General features: G+C 37.9%; 18 protein-coding genes and 2 pseudogenes. 3 read left to right on the top strand and 17 right to left on the bottom strand.

The genetic code is table 11. The annotated features are described in order from the left end of the window. Positions 1-193: 193 nt before the first annotated feature. The 8 genes and pseudogenes from NKF87_RS12035 to dcm all read right to left on the bottom strand — a co-directional run bounded on the left by NKF87_RS12035 (position 194) and on the right by dcm (position 6,485). Positions 194-568 (bottom strand): TnpV protein, encoded by a 375-nt coding sequence (locus tag NKF87_RS12035; protein WP_117598191.1) that lies wholly within the window; start codon positions 566-568, stop codon positions 194-196. Positions 569-571: 3 nt separating this feature from the next. Further along, positions 572-1,114 carry a hypothetical protein gene (locus NKF87_RS12040; RefSeq protein ID WP_253583608.1) on the bottom strand — a complete coding sequence of 181 codons (543 nt, stop codon included), beginning with the start codon at positions 1,112-1,114 and terminating at the stop codon, positions 572-574. Positions 1,115-1,185: 71 nt separating this feature from the next. Beyond that, positions 1,186-1,629, bottom strand: a pseudogene (locus NKF87_RS12045) (AAA family ATPase); the annotation flags it as partial. Then, a pseudogene (locus NKF87_RS12050) lies at positions 1,601-2,620 on the bottom strand (tyrosine-type recombinase/integrase); the annotation flags it as partial. The pseudogenes NKF87_RS12050 and NKF87_RS12045, both read right to left, overlap by 29 nt. Then, positions 2,599-3,396, bottom strand: a complete 798-nt coding sequence (locus NKF87_RS12055) for a hypothetical protein (protein ID WP_253583611.1) — start codon at positions 3,394-3,396, stop codon at positions 2,599-2,601. The pseudogene NKF87_RS12050 and the gene NKF87_RS12055, both read right to left, overlap by 22 nt. A 32-nt stretch (positions 3,397-3,428) precedes the next feature. Continuing rightward, positions 3,429-4,346 (bottom strand): DUF6602 domain-containing protein, encoded by a 918-nt coding sequence (locus NKF87_RS12060; protein ID WP_118392744.1) that lies wholly within the window; start codon positions 4,344-4,346, stop codon positions 3,429-3,431. A gap of 27 nt (positions 4,347-4,373) precedes the next feature. Next, positions 4,374-5,252 (bottom strand): Eco47II family restriction endonuclease, encoded by an 879-nt coding sequence (locus NKF87_RS12065; RefSeq protein ID WP_118392743.1) that lies wholly within the window; start codon positions 5,250-5,252, stop codon positions 4,374-4,376. Beyond that, positions 5,253-6,485 carry a DNA (cytosine-5-)-methyltransferase gene (gene dcm / locus NKF87_RS12070; RefSeq protein ID WP_118392742.1) on the bottom strand — a complete coding sequence of 411 codons (1,233 nt, stop codon included), beginning with the start codon at positions 6,483-6,485 and terminating at the stop codon, positions 5,253-5,255. Positions 6,486-6,666: 181 nt separating this feature from the next. Here dcm and NKF87_RS12075 point away from each other — a divergent pair, with 181 nt between their 5' ends. Next, positions 6,667-7,125 carry a very short patch repair endonuclease gene (locus tag NKF87_RS12075; protein WP_101884366.1) on the top strand — a complete coding sequence of 153 codons (459 nt, stop codon included), beginning with the start codon at positions 6,667-6,669 and terminating at the stop codon, positions 7,123-7,125. Between the two features lie 49 nt (positions 7,126-7,174). On the opposite strand, the gene NKF87_RS12080 is transcribed toward NKF87_RS12075, so the two are convergent. From NKF87_RS12080 to NKF87_RS12115, 8 genes are all read right to left on the bottom strand, one after another. Next, positions 7,175-7,549 carry a TnpV protein gene (locus NKF87_RS12080; RefSeq protein ID WP_118392740.1) on the bottom strand — a complete coding sequence of 125 codons (375 nt, stop codon included), beginning with the start codon at positions 7,547-7,549 and terminating at the stop codon, positions 7,175-7,177. A gap of 4 nt (positions 7,550-7,553) precedes the next feature. Then, entirely contained in the window at positions 7,554-8,969 is a 1,416-nt protein-coding gene (locus NKF87_RS12085; protein ID WP_301291796.1) for a plasmid recombination protein, read from the bottom strand. A gap of 243 nt (positions 8,970-9,212) precedes the next feature. Beyond that, complete coding sequence (locus tag NKF87_RS12090; protein WP_072446982.1) at positions 9,213-9,440, bottom strand: DUF5348 domain-containing protein; 228 nt, start codon at positions 9,438-9,440, stop codon at positions 9,213-9,215. A gap of 117 nt (positions 9,441-9,557) precedes the next feature. Then, positions 9,558-10,895: a virulence-associated E family protein gene (locus NKF87_RS12095; protein WP_253584338.1), complete on the bottom strand. Its 1,338-nt coding sequence runs from the start codon at positions 10,893-10,895 to the stop codon at positions 9,558-9,560. After that, positions 10,840-11,514 (bottom strand): CHC2 zinc finger domain-containing protein, encoded by a 675-nt coding sequence (locus NKF87_RS12100; protein WP_253583615.1) that lies wholly within the window; start codon positions 11,512-11,514, stop codon positions 10,840-10,842. The genes NKF87_RS12095 and NKF87_RS12100 overlap by 56 nt, the downstream gene beginning before the upstream one ends. 187 nt (positions 11,515-11,701) lie before the next feature. Beyond that, the gene (locus tag NKF87_RS12105; protein ID WP_009243121.1) at positions 11,702-11,872 is read right to left on the bottom strand and encodes a hypothetical protein; all 171 of its coding nucleotides are present in this window, start codon (positions 11,870-11,872) and stop codon (positions 11,702-11,704) included. 17 nt (positions 11,873-11,889) lie between these two features. Further along, positions 11,890-12,942: a site-specific integrase gene (locus NKF87_RS12110; RefSeq protein WP_118392736.1), complete on the bottom strand. Its 1,053-nt coding sequence runs from the start codon at positions 12,940-12,942 to the stop codon at positions 11,890-11,892. Between the two features lie 13 nt (positions 12,943-12,955). Continuing rightward, positions 12,956-13,147, bottom strand: a complete 192-nt coding sequence (locus tag NKF87_RS12115; RefSeq protein WP_009243123.1) for a helix-turn-helix domain-containing protein — start codon at positions 13,145-13,147, stop codon at positions 12,956-12,958. A 204-nt stretch (positions 13,148-13,351) separates the two neighbouring features. Here NKF87_RS12115 and NKF87_RS12120 point away from each other — a divergent pair, with 204 nt between their 5' ends. After that, the gene (locus NKF87_RS12120) at positions 13,352-13,885 is read left to right on the top strand and encodes a helix-turn-helix domain-containing protein (RefSeq protein ID WP_118392735.1); all 534 of its coding nucleotides are present in this window, start codon (positions 13,352-13,354) and stop codon (positions 13,883-13,885) included. Between the two features lie 17 nt (positions 13,886-13,902). Beyond that, positions 13,903-14,730 carry a DUF2971 domain-containing protein gene (locus NKF87_RS12125; RefSeq protein ID WP_253583617.1) on the top strand — a complete coding sequence of 276 codons (828 nt, stop codon included), beginning with the start codon at positions 13,903-13,905 and terminating at the stop codon, positions 14,728-14,730. A 199-nt stretch (positions 14,731-14,929) separates the two neighbouring features. On the opposite strand, the gene tuf is transcribed toward NKF87_RS12125, so the two are convergent. After that, positions 14,930-16,123: an elongation factor Tu gene (gene tuf / locus NKF87_RS12130; protein ID WP_028087889.1), complete on the bottom strand. Its 1,194-nt coding sequence runs from the start codon at positions 16,121-16,123 to the stop codon at positions 14,930-14,932. Between the last annotated feature and the right edge of the window lie 14 nt (positions 16,124-16,137).

Raw genomic sequence — 16,137 nt, forward strand, 5'->3', positions numbered from 1 at the left:
GGCAGGTTACTTACCCTATTTATATAGGACGGCCGGGCTACCTACCGGCTCTGGCACATCAAAGATGCACGTTGCGTTTTTATCTTTGTTTTGATAAGTTTCAATTTACCTTCACTTTATTTTACCATAGTGCTTTCTAAAGTTCTATTCTAATATACAAAAATGTAAAAAAGCGATTTTATCCCCCTCGCAATCACACATATATCATGTTTTTCAATACAATTTCTTCTGCACTAGCTTTTATATTATTCATCAGCCTGACCCACTCCATCTGATCCTGTGCCTTTAATTCTTCAGTTACACCCTGTTTTTCTGTCATCTGTTCCATAAGCGTTTCCACCTGTTCTCTAGCTTCCTGATCAGTCTGATTCAGATGTTCATTCAGCTTTCCAATCAATAACAAATACTGATACCTTGCTGATCTGTGTTCTTTTAAGAACTGCTTTCGTAACATTCCATATTTTCCATATGTCGGCTCTTCTTCTCTTAAAACCAGATCCGGCAAATAGTAATCTCCATGCAATGTATAGCTCATTCCATTTTTTTCATCATAAAATTGTTTTTTCATAGTCTAAATCTCCAATCCTTTGTATTTTGTTCTATTTTTCTTACGTTGTTGGTTTTCAATCTGACTCTTTTGAGTCGCCCATTCCAACTGTTTCAGAACGCTTCCCTTTGGCATTTGCTCCATTCGCCGTTTTTCTTCCAGTGTCCTCTGTTCTTTAATATCCTGCTGCACCACATCCTCTACAGTTTCTGATCCCAAAATACGCACCACTCTGTCATATCTGTCCGAAATCTCTTGTAAACGTTGATTATCATTTAATAATTCCCCATTTTCTTTACGCACATCATCTAACTGCGTTTGGATATCATCACATTTCTCCGTAGATTTTTGATATTTGTTTTTCCAGCTTTCTATCGTTTTGTTAAGTTCTACAACCTTTCCAGCTAATGCAGCAATCTGATTCTTCATCTTGATAAACAATGGCTTGATTTTATTTTCTCTGTAAGGTACTGCACGTTCAAATGTTCCTGCCTCCGGTAAAAACGTCTTAATCATTCCATATTCTTTTATTTCTTTACTGGCATTATCCATAATCGGCTGCAGCACATCTCGACGCTCTTCCAGACTTTTTACTTCTTTTTCTGCGTCCTCTGCCCTTTGTTCTGCTTCTTGTTTCTCCCTCCAAGGTATGCCTGAATCGGATCTAAAATAAGCACTCTCGCACCAGTCCGTTTGATAGCAGTTTCCAGTCTCTCATCTATCATGGAAAGTGATTTTTCTGTTTCATCTATAACCATGATTCTTTCACAGACCGCTTCTGCCAGCTCCAGTCTGGGTTTTACCGTATCTGCCAGCCCATCTTCCGCTGTCTGATAAATAATATTTACTGGTTCTGTTACTTTCATATCGTTATCCAGACCTTCTCCTTTAGACAATCTCGCTGCAATATTTAATATCAGCGTAGTTTTTCCATCGCCCGGATCACCCTGAATGATTGTTAATTTCCCATAAGGGATAAATGGATACCAGAGCCAGTCCACTGTCTGGGACTGGACATCTGACATCTTTATCATTTTCAATTCTGTTTTATTCTCATTTCTCTGTTCCATCAATTCCTCCATTTTCCCAACTGTTCTCGCCAATTCTCTGTTGTTCTCTGGAAGAATCCCTGCTATAATCAACTTGTCTAGGGTTGACATTTGTGGATTCGTCCCCATTTGTCACATTGCTCCGGTTGTTCGTACTTCCGGAGCTTTTTATATTTTCATCATCCAGCATATCTGCCACCACTTTCTGCTGATCTGGATATAAGTGCCCATAAGTATTCAATGTAATGCGAATGTCCGTATGTCCAAACCTTTCTTTAATCATCAATGGTTGCACTCCCTTATTAATCAGAAATGCCGCATGACTGTGACGAATGTCGTGTACTCTTATCTTTTTTACTCCGGTCTTTTGAACCACCTGTTTTAACTTATGCTGTACCGCTTCATGAACCATTGGAAAAATCCGTTCATCTTCGGGCAACTCATACAGTCTGCTAATATAGTCCTGAATCTCTTTTTTCAGAAATTCCGGTATGGAAATCGTACGGTTCGATTCTTCTGTTTTGGGAGATGTAATCACGTCCTCTCCATGCATACGGTAGTAAGTTTTATTGATATGAAGTAGATTCCTTTCAAAATCAATGTCAGCAGGTGTAATGCTGAGTGCTTCGCCTTCTCTCGCTCCTGTCCAGAATAATAATTCAAACAGCACATAATATTTGCTTCCCGGTTCTATTCCGGTCATAAACTGCCGATATTCTTCAATTGTCCAAAACTTCATTTTCTTTTTTGAAGTCTTTCCCATACGTTTTACTTTGTCACAGGGATTATCTGCCAGATTGTAGATATTCTTCGCATGATTGAACAATGCCGTCATCTGATTCTGTATTGTTTTCAGATAATCATCTGAATATCCTTTTTCAATAATCGTATTCTGCCACTGGATAATCTCTGCTGGTGTGATACTGTTCATCGGTCTGTCCTTAAAATACGGTAACAGTTGAGCATTCATCGTATCTCTTTTATTCTTGATACTCCTGTCCTTCAATGACTGAGCCTTCCCTTCTGCCCGAAAATAATATTAATATCTTCATAAAAAGGTAATTTAAAGTTTACTTTTTTATATGGCGATACAGGAATCTCTTTTTTTCGTTTTTGATTGAGCAAGGTATCTATGATTTGTACATCTTTTTTTGCTAACAAGCAAAATTGTTCAAATGTTTGTACTGGCAGTCTTATATCTGCAAACTTGCTGGTTTCATACTTATTCCAATCTTGCACATCACTTCCTATAATAACACTATAATCAAAATTGGAAAAAACGCCAAGGCTTCGATAATCAGACGTTTCCTTAAATAGTCGGCTAGAATCGGGTAATAATTCCCCTAATTCCTGAATATCCTCATCTGACAGTTTAGGTTCTTTATGAAAATGTGGTATATAAATGCAATCACATTTTCCTAACGTTTCATATACTTTTTTCACACCAATTTGAAATGTATTTACATCTTCATCGTTAACCAATTCCTGTACTTGAGTATTAAACAGTTCAACATTTTTAGGATTAGCGATTACAATCAAATGTCCTCTTTTACAATTTCCCTTTTGATCTGCCTTTCCTATAATATCAAGTTCTACCCCTGGCCAAATATCACAATATCCTTCTGTGACATCTTTAAATTCTTTGTATTGCATATAATCAAATTGATTATGATTTGTTATTGCAATAATTTTAACCTCTGCTTCAATAACCTTCTGAAAAAATTTATCCTTGGTAACATTTCTTGTATAAGCATCGCCTGTTTTTACCTTCTTCGTATGACAATGTAAATCGATTCTCATAATTGCCTCCCCATCTCAGTTGTAAAGGTGGGTTAATCTATAACCATACCCCATTCATTCCAAAATCCACCATTTTTTAATCTATATATATTTTCTTGTGTTTCTTCAGACAATATACTCCATTCCCATGGTCTAGAATATCCGCTACCGCTACCAGAAATATTTAATTTTCTCATGTAAGTTACAATATCTCTTACACTTGGATATCGCCACGCAATATTTTGAAGCAGATCAAAAACACATGAACCTACAGGAGTAAAAAATTCTTCTTTATTATCCGATGCTATGTACCCACTCATAACATAATTTCCCTTTAGACCTTTTCCGTTATCATAATTTGGCACTATCATCTTTTGAGATTTCCATACCCCTAAATCAGCAACACATATAATATCTGGAATCTCTCTAGGATGTGTAACATATTTTTCATCATATTCCCAAATGGCCTTTTCAATATTTTCTTTCGGATTCGAATTTTCCTTTTTCCATTCGTGTGAATGCGCTAATAATCCGTAATAAATTTTGCTTTGTAAGTCTTTTCTCGGCGTTCCATTCTCATTAATAGCTAATTTTTCTATCTTCTTTGAATGCTCTATAAATTCGCCAATATGTTTACGTCTTAATGTAGTTTTACATTCAAATGCAGCCACTACTCCTCCAGATAAATATTCCTTGCAATTCAACAAACTTTTAGGATAATCTGGTGATAAAACAATCACATCCACTTGCGGACTTGTTTCCCCTGAATCACTTAATATTCTTCCCTTTGTAACTATTTGAAAATAAGGTGGAATCCAAGATTCCAAAAGTTCTTTCCAGTTTTCTTCTCCTTGATCCCCTGCAGTTCCTGGATCTTCATTCACTCTTCTACAAATTCTTGTGTATTCATCCGAAATATTACTATTTGCCTTTTTAAAAAAATCAAATAAATCATGTGTCGAAGTGCTCATGTTCATTCCCCACCATTCTTTATATGCCTATTTTAACCGTTTCACATATTCATAAATCCGTTTCAGCATTCCATCTTTATTTTCTCCTAATTCTCCACGGATTTTATCTCCAAATCCCATATACGTATTGAATCCAAGCATATATACAGCCATTGCCATAGACAGCTCGTCGTTTTCATCACCATATAATGATGCCACTTTTCTCAATTCATCAATAACCGTATCGTGTGGTACTTCAACACCGCCTTCTTCATTTACAACAGAATTGATTACCTCCGGCAATGCCATACACATCTTATAAAATGCATCTTCTTCACCAGTGAGAATTGCATAAAACTGATCCATACTCACACGGCGAATCAATCTATGCTGCACGTTCTTCCCATCAACCTTTGTTGACCATTTTATATTCTGTGATTTCTTTGCAATTGCTTCAACCAACAGACACGCACAATCATCATCTTCCAAAATCTGTCCCTGCATCTTTATATATGTTTTTGCAGAAGATGCAGAATTCATAGTATTGTGTTTGTTTTTCATTTCCACATATATTGTATGCACAATATCTCCATCTGGCATTTGTATTCCATCTGGATTTCTGTAAATAACATCCCAGCCTGCCTGCGGGACTTCGCAGCCTTTGAAATAGGAAAAAATATTCTGATGAAAATATCCTATATCATTATTGTTAGACTTATCTCTCTGCCGGAAAATTTCATTATTTACAATTTCTTCCCAGCTTGTACGATACACCGATTTATCAAAAATCAGCTTGATCGGATCAATCAGGTTACTATTGAATCGCTTCAAATCATACGATTCCAGTTTTTCTCCGTATTTCATAATCGTTGCACGCACATGCTTCTTAAAATCCTCTTCTGATATAAAATCTAAATTCCACGCCATTTATTTTACCCCCTCTAATGATTTATGTATCTCTAACCCAATTTCATATGCTAAATTGACAGGAACAGCATTTCCAACCTGTTTATACTGAGATTGAACACTTCCACAAAATTGCCATTCATCTGGAAATGTTTGACATCTTGCATTCTCACGTACCGTAAACGGTCTTGCTTCCAATGGATGACATCTTTCTGTTTGCTTCTGAGACGGTGAAGTCAATACCGTCAATGACGGTTCATCCAGGCTCATTCTCCTAAGAATTCCTGTTCTTCCACCTTCCATATCCCAGCAACTTTTCATATATGCTTTTGCAATCTCTGGATCAATATCTCTCCAATATCCTCCGGGTGGAACTAATTCAAATATTTTCCTTTTATTTTCTCCGTATGGTACTCCTGGTCCTTCTGGACAATCCAATAAAACATCTCTCAAAACAGGCTTATAATCATGTTCTTTAGGAAATGAAAATGAAACTTTTCCCACTAAATCATTTCTAATTCCAACAGTGATTAGTCTCTCTCTTTTCTGTGGCACACCAAAATCCCACGCATTTAAAACCTTTTTCTGAATGGTATATCCCGCCTGTTCAAAAATATTTGTTATCGTTGCATATGTTCTTCCCTTATCATGAGTCAGCAACCCCCGCACATTTTCAAACAAAAACATCTTTGGCTGTAATTTTTGTAAAAAAGTTGCATAGTGATAAAAAAGTGTTCCTCTTGCATCTTCAAGTCCTAATCTTTTTCCAGCATAAGAAAAAGCCTGACACGGTGCTCCTCCCGATAATAAATCCAATTCTCCTTTTTTTATACCAAAATAATCTTCCAAATCCAAACAAGAGATATTAGCTATATCATCATGAATAACTCTCCAGTTTGACCTATTGGTTTTCAAAGATTCTGCCGCATCTTTATCAAACTCTATTAGTCCCAATGGTTCAAATCCAGCTTTTTCGATTCCCAAAGCCAGACCTCCTGCTCCAGCAAACAGTTCTATGGTTGTAAATGCATCAATATCGATTTGTGGTGATTCTTCTTTTTTTATCTCTACAACATCTTCTATCTTGCAATTTAATGTAAAACATATTTTTTCTATTGATTCAAATGAAACTGGCTCATTCTTTCCTAATCGAGCTAATACATTAAAACTTATTCCTGACGCTTCCTTCAATTCTGTACGGTTCATTTTTTTATCTATCAGTAATTTCCATAATTTGTCATAACAAATCGCCATTAAAATTCCTCCAAAATCAAAAATAGTACAACTCATATTTTACCATATACCACAATTAGCAACAAGCAATTTTCTCACTATATCGTTAGATTTCCTCTTGTATGTTTCTTAACCCCTTTGCTATTTCTTCTGTTTTTTGATAATATATTCTTATCAGTTCAGGCAGAAAGAAGGTACCTATATGTCACGTGATTCCGCTACTGTTTCAAACAATATGCGTAAGATCCACAGTAAAGATACTTCCATAGAACTATTGCTCCGAAAAGCTCTATGGCACAAAGGTTATCGCTATCGAAAAAATTATAAAGCTCTCCCTGGTTCTCCTGATATTGTTCTTACCAAATATAAAATTGCTATTTTTTGCGATAGTGAATTTTTTCACGGAAAGGATTGGGAGATTCTCAAACTTCGGCTTGAAAAAGGAAAAAATCCAGATTTTTGGATCAAAAAAATCGAGCGAAATCGTAATCGTGATTATGAAAATGATAAAAAGCTTCTATTCCTAGGCTATACTGTTCTTCACTTCTGGGGGCAAGATATTTCCAAACATACAGACGAATGTTTACAAGCCATTGAAGAAGCCATTTGGGATACAAAATTTTCTGATACAACCACTGACTATGATATATCTGAAGAATAACCCCTCCTATACATGAGGCTGTCCACAACTCCTGCAGACAGCCTCTTTCCTACATAAAGATTATATTTTTATATGCTATTTCTTCAGCAGTTGCTTGAATATTATTCATCCTTCTCACCCATTCCATCTGATCCTGCATCTTCAATTCTTCCGTCACTCCCCACCGTTCAGCCATCTGCTCCACCAGCATCTCAACTTTTTCTCTCACCTCTTTATCAATCTGATTCAAATGCTCCGTCAGTTTCCCAGTCAGTACCAGATACTGATACCGGGCATTCCTGTGTTCCTTCAAAAACTGCTTTCGCATTATTCCATATTTTCCATATACCGGTTCTTCGTCATTGAGTTCCAAATCTGGCAGATAATAATCTCCATGCAATGTATAGCTCAGTCCATTCTTTTCATCATAAATTTGTTTCTTCATATCCTTACAACTCCATTCCTCTGTACTTTGCTTTATTCTTCTTAATTTGTGCATTGTGTTCTTCACTTCGTTCTTTCGCCCACGGTATGCGATCACTTATTTTTTTCGGCATTTGCTCTTTCTGTTTTTTCGCTTCAAGTTCCGTCTGCATCCGGATATCGTCCTGCACCAGTCGTTCTACCATATCTTTCCCCAACATGCGTAAAAGTCGGTTATATCTGTCTGCAATTCCCTGCAGAATTTCTTTCTCACCGGATAATTTCTGATAATCCTTCTGAACTTCTGCCAGTTCCTTTTTAGTGTTCTCGTGCTCCTGCTTTTTCTTCTGAAACTTACTTTTCCACTTATCTCTTTCTCTGGTAAGTTCTTTCACCTGTGCAGCCATCGCACCGATTTTGTTTTTCATTTCAATGAATAATGGTTTTATTTTCTTATCCCGGTAAGTTACCGCACGTTCCAATGCTGTAGCTTCCGGCAGAAATGTTTTAATCATTCCATATTCTTTTATTTCCTTACTGACATTATCCATCACTGGTTGCAGGAATTCTCTTCTGTCCTCCAGTTTTTTCAATTCCGCTTCTGCTTTCTCAGCACGTCTTTCCGCTGTTTCTTTATCTTTCTGGAACTGAATTTTTTCTTCTTCCAAAAGCTTAATATCTGCCCTTGCGTCCGCAATCTGAGAAGTCAATCCTTCATTCTCCACTGTCAGATTTTCTTTTTCCTGTTCCAATTCCTGCACTTCCTTTTTGCGTTCTTTTTTCTTGAAATTGTAAACATCCAGATGTTCTTCATGTGTGCCTTTCTGTTCCCATTCAATTCCATGCTGTTTTGCGATTTCAGCCAGCACTTCTTTTTCATGATTTATCCACTGATTCAGTTCTGTATCATGCTTATTTCCACCTTGAAATCCAAGACTTTTCAATGCCTGTTTCAGTGAAACTCTGGTATCCATTCCTTTTCCCTTCCAGTTGGTCACATAAGGAACAAAGTCAATATGCAGATGCGGAGTAGCTTCGTCCTGATGCAGATAGCAGCTAAATACCCGAAGTGTCGGATTCCGCTTCTGGAAGTCTTTCACATATTCGTCCAGTATCTTTACAGCCAGATTTCCTTCTGATGTTCCCACTGCCATATCCTCACGATTTCCTATCTGGAAGATCACTTCATGGAACAACTTCTCCTGTTTTCCCTGTCGGATTTTTTCATAATAATTTGCAATTTTCCGGTCCTTTCTTTTCCCGACATTGTATCTCTCAACCGCATCGTCAAACAGCTCTTTATAAACTTCCTTCAGATTCTCATTCTTATAACAAATGTTCAGTTGTACTCTGTCCGGATCTACATTTTCTGCTACAAAATCCCGTCTGTTATGAGCCAGTGAACCGGCTCCGATCATGCCACTGATTGTTCTTTTCATCATAAATTTTCTCACCTCTTTTCTGTTTGAGTGCCAGATATGGCACATAATTTTTATTTACGCTAGACATGGCGATATTTAAGAAACTTTCGCCGGATACGGCGGTTTTGTTACTTTTGTCAAAAGTAACGCAAAAGCACTTTCGACAGCCGTACCGTCCATCAAAAGTCCCCTTGCGCCCTGCCGGGGGCATAACGTCCTTATGGACGTCTGTTCTGCACCGACCGAAGTGGATCATAGATCTGTTTATCCAGGTATCCTTGCCTGCACATATTCCAGATCTCCACAATAAGATGTCCCCACTAGATACCATTCTCTTGCCAGATTCATCTCCATTCTGGTCTGTACCCATTCATCACCTACCAGCACTTCCAGTCCTTCTCCACAGTGAAATCCTGTATCAATCCATAAGTCTGATGATAATAATCCATATCTTCCATTACTACTGTTGTATCCTAATCTTCCCTGTTTCATCATTTTCTGCTCCTTTCCAATTTGTAAACGGAATTTGTAAACGGGGCTCAAAAGATTTTAAAAGTTAACTTTTTAAGTTTTTCCTTCAAGTTCCGTTTACATCGTTTACAATAATCTTTACTCAAACGGTATCTCCAACTGTTCCGGTACTTCCATAAAGCCGTCTTTATCTTTCTTCACAGAATCTTCCATCCTTTTCCATGAACGCTGTATTCCATATTCCTTTCCGAACCGATGTGTACCATGTGGTTTCCAGCCTTCAATTGCATTGTTCATAATATTAGCAATCTCTTTACCTTCCCACTGTTTCATTTCTCCGGTTCGATGTAGCGCTTCATCGAACAGAATTCTGGTACATACATACTCGTCATCGTAGTCATCAAGAAATGCCTGTATGATTCCGGCATTGGTATCTTCCGGCATAAATTCTTTCTGCAGACGCTTTGCCTCTTCCTCAATTTCCTTTGTAAATCCTAAGAACACATTTCCCTGTCGATACAGTACCATTGCCTCTGCCCAGGCCTGTTCGATATAGGCTTTGCTCTCTGCCTCATTGTCCAGAATATGAACTTCTGCTTTCGACATATCTGTCATTACCGGAGCAAATCTTCTGTTTCCGGTTCTGTCCAGCGGAAGGAAATTCAGATCATTTGAAGTACCACAAAATACACACTGTCTCGGTCTGTCTTCCGGGTGAACTTCATAAGGTACTTTGTAAGTTTCTTTCTGTCTGCTCAAAAACGATTTTATCTGTTCAATATTCTTTGCTGTGATAGTTGCCTTCATTTCCCCCATTTCGATAATCCAGTGATTCTGCAGTTTTCTGTAAATATTTTCATCATCCAGATGATCCAGATTGTCGCTGAACCATTCTTCTTTTATCGCCAGATATTTGAAAAACGTAGACTTTCCGGCTCCCTGACTTCCAACCAGGCACAGCATAATGTCATATTTTATTCCCGGTTCATAAATTCTTGAAATCGCTGCCAACATGTGCATTTTCATTACTCCGATTGTGTATTTGCTCTTTTCTGCTCCCAGAAAATGCGGAAGCATATTTTCTATTCTTGGAATTCCGTCCCAAACCAGGCTCTCCAGATAATCTCTGATTGGGTGATATTTATTTTCATTGGAAACAATATCTATTCCCGCTTTGATCACACGCTCACTTGTTATTTCATAATGCTCTTCCAGATACATTTTCAGATTGTATTCGTCTGTATCTGTAACCGTAGGACTGTTATTTCTCCGCTCCCATGGCACCTCTTTTACAATGTCCATTCTTCCGGAAAGCTCATTTCGTTTAATCGCTTTTTTCAGTACCGGATCATTTTGAAGTACCGTTACACAGTTTCTGATTGTCTGCTTTGTTCTTCCCTTATCCGTATGCTCCAGCATATTATTGACATCTTCTGTTGTAAGCATTTCCTCGTTCACAATATCTTCTAATTCCATCAAGGACTTCTCGCTGATATTCGTTAATTCTTTCTTCAATTTTTTCAACCTCCCTTCTCTTCATCTTGAAAAACTCTACAATCTCTTCTCCTGTTCCAAACATCAGCACGTCCAGATAGTCATTTATCTTTCTTTCATTTGCCAATGCCTCCGTAAATAATTCATGCCACTCTTCTTCTGGTTCTGGTTTGTAAAACTCTTTCCAGAACTGAATCCATTTCAGATATCTGATCAGCACGTCTGTTACATGTTTCAACCACTGCTCCAGTTTTTCTCTGATCATCACAACTTTAGGTTTCTTTGATATTAAAGTATTCCTGCTTTGGTGCGTCCTTTTGTATTTGTTTCTGTCTTCGATTTTTATATCTAGTCCAAAATCTTCTATCATCTTTTTCGCAGCTTCATACTGTGATATTCCAAATAACCTTGCTGTAAAATCTATCGCATCACCGCCCACTCCACATGCAAAGCAGTGATATATTTTATCTGCCTTCATACTTGGGTGTCGGTCTTTATGAAACGGACAACACGCCATTCCAGTTCTTTTTACTTTTATCCCGTAATGCTCCGCAGCCTGTCTGGCTGTCACACATTCTTTTACCTGTTCAAATAATGTCACTTCTACCTCCTGCCCCTCCGGGCAAGTCTCTGATGAACAGATATTCGGGAATTGTTGTATCTTTCAATTCGTGATATACTGAATCTGCCAAGATGGTATATCAGTGAATCTGATTATCAGAGAACTTGCTCAGATATTTTGTCTGGGCTTTTTCTTTTTGTCTGTCAGTAGTCATAGCTTTTGCTCCTTACACAAATCTCCTTGTAGGAATAATGATAATTTCAAATTTGCTTCCGTCCTCTAATTCAAGAAGAATCACATAATCTGAATCTCGATCTGGTAAAATAGAACTTATCTTCAACTTCTTACTGTAGTTAATTGCATCAAATATTTTTCCGACTACTTTCTTTGTTTTCATTTGCTTCTACCTCCGTATTAACGTTTGTTATCCAGCATCTCAGCTACTTTTTTCTGTTGTGACGGGTACAGATGCCCATAAGTGTTCAATGTCATCTGAATATCTTTGTGTCCCAATCTCTCCTTGATAATCAATGGCTCTACGCCCTGATAAATCAAATATGCCACATGACTATGCCGGATATCATGCACTCTGATTGGTTTTACACCAGTCAATGCTTCATATTTCTTGAGACGTTTCTGCAGCGTTCTCGCTACAATTGGGAACAACCGCTGATCTTCCGGAAATCCATAATGTTTCTTCGCATACTCCTGCACCTCTTCCTTAAGAAAATTTGGAATATCAATGGTACGGACTGAATTCTCTGTTTTTGGAGTATCAATCACATCTCTTTTCCTGATCCGGTTATACGTCTTATTGATATGCAGGAGATTTCCACTCATATCAAAATCTGAAAGACTCAATGCCAGAAGCTCTCCTTCCCTGATTCCTGTCCAGAACAGAATTTCAAATATCAGATAATCCTCACTCCCCGGCTCAATCCCGGCGATAAATCTGTCATATTCTGCTTTCGTCCAGAATTCCAGCTTATTTGCATCTGATTTCCCCATCTTTTTTACTTTCTTACATGGATTTTCCTTCAGATTGTAAATTTTCTGTGCATGATTAAACAGTGCATTTAACTGATTCTGGATCATACGCTCATAAGTCTTGCTGTAACCTTTTTCCTGAATGGTGTTCTGCCACTGGATAATCTCTGCCGGTGTAATTTCATTCATTTTTCTTGTTCCAAAATACGGAACAATGTGCTTGTTCATCATGTGCTGCTTGTTACGGATTGAATTTTCTTTCAGTTCATTCTTTTTATCTTCAAAATAGACTTGAATAAAACTGTTCATCTCCATTTTCATATCCGCCGCAGTTTTTCTTATGAATTCCTTTTCATAATTCAATGCTTCTTTCTTTGTCTTGAACCCTCTTTTCAGCTTCTGTGTTTTCTTTCCTGTCCAGTCAATATAACGGAAGCTTACATACCAGGTTCCCTGTGTTTTGTCCTTGTAAGCTGACATCTAAAAACCTCCTTCATACTGCTCTCTGAGAGCATCCATAAAATTTTGTTTCCCAGTAAGGACGTGGTATCTTCCCACGAACTGCCACATATCCTTCCTTTGCCAGTTCATCATTAAGCTGCTTCAAAATGGAATATGCCTTACTGCGTTTTACACCTAATTCTTCCATGACATCATCAACAGTCATCATATAATTAGTTCTCATATCTTCCTCCTTTCCAGTCACTTTTGTGACTCTTTTGATGTTTTCTATCATAATTCACTTTTGTGACTTTGTCAATAACCTTTTGCGAATTTAATTTTTATATTCCAAAGTGTTTCACGGTCCACTCTGAAAAAACAACCTCTTTCACATCATTCACTTTTGTGCTAGAATAGAAACACAAATATAATTAAGGAGGCAGCCATAATGGTAGGTAAAAAAATCCGGGCATACCGGGAATTCAGAGGATACAGTCAGATACAATTAGCCGAGCTGTCCGGCATTAATGTTGGTACGATAAGAAAATATGAACTGGGAATCCGGAATCCAAAACCGGATCAGCTAGAAAAGATTGCAACTGCACTGGGATTAAATGTCAGTGTTTTTCTTGATTTCAATATTGGGACTGTTGGAGATGTACTCTCCATCCTGTTTGCAATCGATGACTCTGTAAATCTTTCTCTTTCGGAGACTTCAGATCAGAAGATTGCAATGACATTTGATAATCCTACAATGCAGGATTTCTTTAAGAAGTGGTGTCAGTTTAAAAATGTCTACGAAAAGGAAAAAGCTGAAATATTAGCTATTGAAGATGAAGATAAGAGGCAGGAAGAATTGGATAAGCTAAACGCTACCCAGGAAGAATGGAAATTGCGTGCTATGGGAACCACGATAGGCTGCCATACTGTAATCAAAAAGGGAACCGAAGGAAACGAGATTAAAACATATGATCTGACTTAAGGAGGTATTAAATCATTATGGAGAATTCACCTGAATATTTATATCATTACACTAATATTGAAACTCTTGCCCTTATTTTAGCCAATCACACATTTAGATTAACCTCCTTAGATCAAATGGATGATTTGCAAGAAAAAGAAGCTTTTGATTTAAAAAATGCTGGTCAATTTTGTTATGTAAGTTCATGGACAGATGATGAAACTGAAAATATTCCTATGTGGAAAATGTATAGTTCGCTTAACGCCGGTGTACGAATAAAACTGAAGGCTAATCCTTTTAAAGAATTTGAAAATACCCCTTCATCCATATCGGAGGTTACACATCAAACAGTAACCGATAATTCAAATGGATCATATTTGAAATCCATAATTCCCATTGCAGATATGTTAAAAAATGGATTTATAGCTCCTGGCGCATTGGGTAATAATATTTTACATAAAGTCGAATATACTTCTGATTCGTCCAAGCTATATCCCAAGTTATTAAATCAGGATGGTGATAAATTTAGTATTGCTCTAGGTAATTTGGGCAAGCATAAGAATATTCATTGGGAATTCCAGCATGAATGGCGCTACATTTTATTACTCATGCCTCTAAACCTTAATCAGGCAGTTGATAAATCTGTCAAAGAATTTCAAGCGACTAGTACTAAAATTTTATTTGGGCAGGCAAAACAAGCTTTTCCCTTCTATGATCTAACTCTAGACGAACATGCTTACGCACAAATGGAAATTACCTTAAGTCCTAAAATTAGTGCCGGAAATCGCTTAATTGTAAATTCTCTTATAGAGAAATATAATCCATCTGCAGTACTTCATGAAAGCTCCTTGCTTGGATTAATTTAAGATTTTGTTATCATTCTGTTATCACAAACGGTTGTCAGGATACTCTCCCGGCAACCGTTTTTCTATACTATTCGTTATTCTTTTCTGCTCTTTTTATATATTTCCAGGCAACAGAAAAACCCGTAGAACTTCGGTTCTACGGGTATCTTACGTTTGGACACAAGTTATCTTACGATAACAAATCTATTTTCAGATTGTATTACTCGATGATTGTAGCAACACGTCCTGATCCTACAGTACGTCCACCTTCACGGATAGCGAAACGAAGTCCCTGCTCCATAGCAACTGGGTGAATCAGTTCGATTGTCATTTCTACGTTGTCACCAGGCATGCACATTTCAACACCTTCTGGAAGTTCGCAAACACCTGTAACGTCTGTTGTTCTGAAGTAGAACTGTGGACGATAGTTGTTGAAGAATGGAGTATGACGTCCACCTTCATCTTTTGTCAGAACGTAAACCTGAGCTGTGAATTTGTGATGGCATGTTACTGAACCTGGTTTACAAAGAACCTGTCCTCTTTCGATTTCTGTTCTCTGGATACCACGAAGAAGAGCACCGATGTTGTCACCAGCCTGAGCTTCATCAAGAAGTTTACGGAACATTTCAACACCTGTTACAACTGTCTTCTTAGTCTCTTCGTGAATACCAACGATTTCTACTTCGTCAGATACATGAAGAACACCACGCTCTACTCTACCTGTAGCAACTGTACCACGTCCTGTGATAGAGAATACGTCCTCTACTGGCATAAGGAATGGCTTATCTGTATCACGCTCTGGATCTGGGATATAAGAATCTACAGCATCCATGAGTTCCATGATCTTGTCTCCCCACTCTGAGTTAGGATCTTCAAGAGCTTTAAGAGCTGATCCCTGGATGATTGGAGTATCATCTCCTGGGAATTCATACTCGTCAAGGAGTTCACGGATTTCCATTTCTACTAATTCAAGAAGTTCGTCATCGTCAACCATATCACATTTGTTCATGAATACAACGATGTAAGGAACACCTACCTGACGAGAAAGCAGGATGTGCTCTCTTGTCTGAGCCATAACACCATCAGTAGCAGCTACAACAAGGATAGCTCCATCCATCTGAGCAGCTCCTGTGATCATGTTCTTTACGTAGTCAGCATGTCCTGGGCAGTCAACGTGTGCATAGTGACGTTTCTCTGTCTGGTACTCAACGTGAGCTGTAGAAATTGTGATACCACGTTCTCTCTCTTCTGGAGCTTTATCGATATCTTCAAAGTTCTCTGCTGTGTTTCCTGGTACTCTTGCTGCAAGTGTCTTTGTGATAGCAGCTGTAAGAGTTGTTTTACCGTGGTCAACGTGACCGATAGTACCGATATTACAATGCGGTTTTGTTCTTTCAAATTTAGCTTTAGCCATTTTGAATATCCTCC

Source organism: Dorea longicatena (assembly GCF_024168045.1).
Classification (GTDB): domain Bacteria; phylum Bacillota; class Clostridia; order Lachnospirales; family Lachnospiraceae; genus Dorea_A.